Annotated in this window: 3 protein-coding genes; 2 read left to right on the top strand and 1 reads right to left on the bottom strand. The window is 45.9% G+C overall.

Features of this window, described 5'->3' with window-relative positions; genetic code table 11:
- Window positions 1-1,210: photosystem II high light acclimation radical SAM protein (locus IQ270_RS29230; RefSeq protein ID WP_193976615.1), on the bottom strand; the 1,210-nt coding region annotated here is incomplete at its 3' end.
- A gap of 570 nt (window positions 1,211-1,780) precedes the next feature.
- On the opposite strand from IQ270_RS29230, the gene IQ270_RS29225 reads away from it, so the two are divergent.
- The gene (locus IQ270_RS29225; protein WP_193976614.1) at window positions 1,781-2,170 is read left to right on the top strand and encodes a DUF1830 domain-containing protein; all 390 of its coding nucleotides are present in this window, start codon (window positions 1,781-1,783) and stop codon (window positions 2,168-2,170) included.
- A gap of 238 nt (window positions 2,171-2,408) precedes the next feature.
- Complete coding sequence (locus tag IQ270_RS29220) at window positions 2,409-2,999, top strand: hypothetical protein (RefSeq protein ID WP_193976613.1); 591 nt, start codon at window positions 2,409-2,411, stop codon at window positions 2,997-2,999.
- Window positions 3,000-3,212: the final 213 nt, after the last annotated feature.

Raw genomic sequence — 3,212 nt, 5'->3', positions numbered from 1 at the left:
TAGTTTGGCGAATGGTTTCAAAGGTTTCGTCAATCACGTTGAATGAGTAATTTACCGAAACCACATCGTTGTAACCGGCGGCTTTTAAATCGCGGCAATTTTCCAAAACTACTCGCAAGTTGTAGCCCATCCGCATTTTGCGAACCAGTTCCTGGGAACCGCTGGTGATGCCGATTTCAAAGTAGTTCATTCCCGTTTTTACCATCAAATCGCACAATTCGGGTGTGAGATTGTCCGCACGGATGTAAGCAGCCCAGTGGATGTCACTCATGCCGTCGGCGATGATTTTTTGCAATAATTCGATCGCATCGTCGATGAATTTGCGCGCCGGGATAAATTGAGCGTCGGTAAACCAGAAGTTGCGGATACCTCGATCGTACAATTGTCGCATCTCCGCCACCACCTCATCCGCCGGATTGATCCGCACTTGCTTCCCTTCAATCACCGTATAAATGCAGTAACAGCAATTGTGAGGACAGCCGCGCTTGGTTTGGACTCCGACGTAGAAGTCCATATCCTGTAGATAATAGGAAAATTCCGGCCAAATGGTTTCGATGTAGTGATAGTCGCAGGCAGTTTTCTCGATATTAGCGGGCTTTTCGTGAATTAGCCGATCGCGCGGCACAGTTTCTCCCACCACATAACACCTTTCCTGACTCAAATCTTCGCCTTTAATCAACTTCTCCAGCAAAGCTTCGCCTTCGCCCACCGAAACCACAGTCCCCGCCGGCAAACTGCGTCCCAACTGCTCGTAAAACACGCTCACAGCACCGCCACCAACCACTGCACGAGCTTCCGGGCGGTATTTCCGGGCCCGCTTCAACCCGCGCTTAATTAGTCCCAGATTGCGCCACAGTTCGGTGTAGTAAGACGTGGCTAAACGCAATCCTCCCAGTGCTCCCCGGAACTTAGTTAGGAGATTTTTGGCGTAGTAAAACTCGAAGGCATTTTGTAGCGGATTTCCGCCTCTACCGCCGACAGGCGCGTAAATTTGAATATCCCGCCAAGAGAAAACTAGCAGCGTCGGCTTAAATTCGTCTACGATCGCATCCAAACCTTTAGCGTAATCCAGCGGGGGCACCGCGCCTAAGTCGAAAATGCGCTGTTGGACATCGGGAAACTGCTTGTGTACGTGATCCGAAAGGTACACAACTCCGATCGGGAAAATTGGATTGCAAGGGAGTCGAACGTACAGGACTCGGTTTTCCATGATTGCCATATCCTAATGTGGAACTTTTTTAACTATGTTTATATTCTTTTAATATAACTTTACATTCAATCTAATTTTCGCAATTTAATATTAAATATTCTTAAATTTTACCGATCGGCTTCAGGCTGAGCGTGTTGGTGTGGGCGACAGCAGCAGAAAAAAGCGAATTTTTCAGCAATACAGCGTGTTTTGACCGAAAATCTCAGCATGAAGTCAAAAATCAGATATTTTTGCGGCTAATTTTAAATTTAAGTGCGATCGGTCTCTGGTAGGTTATTGATAGCATTTCAAACAAACAATGCAACTCTAGGCAAGCCGGATAAATCCTGATTCAGCAAGTCATATCTTTTCCGGTTGCATCGGAATTATAAAATCGAGTCAACAGTTAACACTCAACCATTCAATTTTTCCAGTCAACAGTCAACAGTCAAGTTTGAGTGCAACCGGAATTGAGGTCATTCCCAAATCTCAAATGGTATAAGTTGGTAGTCGGCTTTACATTAGCCGGGATCGCCTAGTGTTAAGCTAAGAAAATAACTAAAACTTTTAGGCAAGGCTCCCTCAACATTTATGGCTCAAATTCTTGACCCACTACCCTCAGACACCGACAGCAAGATCCTGTGCTGCTATGTCAACGCCACGAGTCAGATTCAGATTGCTCGCATCTCCAACATTCCTAACTGGTATTTTGAACGAGTGGTGTTTCCCGGACAGCGTTTAGTGTTTGAAGCAATGTCAGCGGCAGCATTGGAAATTCACACCGGGATGATGGCCAGTGCAATTTTGTCGGATAAAATTCCTTGCGATCGCTTGCAGATTAACGAAGGCCCGTATTCAAACGTCAATTCTAGCAGATCCCGAGGCGATGCTGCGGGCGATCGCACGGCAACCGCCGGCCGCCCCAAATCCCGAGAAATCTCAGAACCTTTGACAGTACCAGCACTAACCGCCGTTGATTAATAGAAGTTGTGAGTTTTGAGTTATAAATTGTCAGTGAATTGATAACTCCGGGCTCAAAATTCCAACTTCTGCAAAACGGTAAAAACTCAGCACTTAAGAATCAAAGTTTCTGAAATAAATTTTACAGATCAACTCAAAACAGCAAATATTGTCCGGTTTTTTCAGATTTGCCTGAGTTGTGTTCGCAAGATAGAAAGCTGTGCAAAAATATCATTAAACAGCTTCTAGAATTTCAGTTATGTCAGCAGAACCGATCGCTTTTTCCCCATCTTCCCCCCCAGTATTTGAGCCGGCTGTATTCCGGCTGTCTCCCCTGATTAGAATCACGCTGTTAAGCTTGTACTTCGCCTTGAGTATTCCGTTGCCGTTTTTGTCGGAAGTAACGAAAGCACCGGTTCCGCCCGCTGCACTCTGGGCGGCAATTGCGATCGGCGCAGCGGGCTTGTATGGCGTGCTCAGCGAACGGGTAATTCTCAGCGAGGAGGGGATTGAAGTTACCTATCCGAACTGGTTTCCGCGCGTGTTTCGCAGGGGTTGGTCTCTACCTTGGACTGAGGTGAAAGCTCTCAAACCTCGATCGACTGGTCAAGGAGGCTTAGTTTACTATTTTTTGAGTCATGCGGGCGAAGGTTATCTGCTACCGATGCGGGTGGCTGGATTTAATAAATTAGTCGGTTTGGTGGAAGCAAAAACGGGTATTGATACTAGAGATGTTCGCCCTTTGTCTCAGCCTTGGATGTATTTAATTTTGCTCGGATGTACGCTGCTGCTGCTGTTGGTGGATGCGTGGACGATCGCAACTGCGATCGCACTTCAAGGTAATTTGTAATATTATCTTTGTTGTTTATTGAGTTTGTACCTTTGGGGCGGGCTAGAAGCCCACCCCACAAGATTGGTCACAAAAAGAAGCAGACAAATTATTAATTGGCAAAAACTTACAAAGCTGTTTGATTGTGTTCATTTCAGGCGACAAGATTAGGTAAAAAATATTAATTTGATCTTGTGAAAATTCTTACAGTTCTTGTGGGGTGGGCTTCTAGCC

The sequence above is a fragment of the Microcoleus sp. LEGE 07076 genome (assembly GCF_015207455.1).
Lineage (GTDB): Bacteria > Cyanobacteriota > Cyanobacteriia > Cyanobacteriales > Microcoleaceae > Microcoleus.
This window is presented reverse-complemented; position numbering and strand designations above follow the sequence as displayed.

Excerpts from the sequence above, each read along its gene's own strand:
- IQ270_RS29220 (WP_193976613.1), top strand. The coding sequence starts at position 2,409 with ATGTCAGCAGAACCGATCGCTTTTTCCCCATCTTCCCCCCCAGTATTT.
- IQ270_RS29225 (WP_193976614.1), top strand. The coding sequence starts at position 1,781 with ATGGCTCAAATTCTTGACCCACTACCCTCAGACACCGACAGCAAGATC.